Origin of the sequence: Hydrogenophaga intermedia (assembly GCF_023715105.1) — a bacterium.
GTDB classification, from domain to species: Bacteria; Pseudomonadota; Gammaproteobacteria; order Burkholderiales; family Burkholderiaceae_C; genus Hydrogenophaga; species Hydrogenophaga intermedia_A.
This window is the reverse complement of sequence record NZ_JAMBNO010000143.1, coordinates 1-253: the sequence shown is the minus strand read 5'-3', so window position 1 is coordinate 253 and position 253 is coordinate 1. Positions and strand designations below refer to the sequence as shown.

Annotated in this window: 1 protein-coding gene; it reads left to right on the top strand. The window is 63.6% G+C overall.

The features are described 5' to 3' along the window. Positions 1 to 21 precede the first annotated feature (21 nt). Positions 22 to 253: hypothetical protein (locus M3149_RS22945; RefSeq protein ID WP_251711650.1), on the top strand; the 232-nt coding region annotated here is incomplete at its 3' end.

Sequence of the window (253 nt, the reverse complement as noted above, 5' to 3'; positions counted from 1 at the left end):
GCCAACACCACGGCGGTCACGATCGCCGAAACGGGCGGTCACGTTACCGGAACGGCGCTGAAAACACCCCTCAGCCCACCGGTCACGATGCGCCGAAATGACCGGTCACATTCGCCGAAATACGCAAAACTACGACACACACTGCAACTGCTGAACGGTGGGGCCTTGAGCACCCGCCAAATCGCTGCCGCCCTCGGCATCTCCAAATCCACCGTCGGCGACATTGGCAGCTATGCCCGCGCCGCCGGCGTGG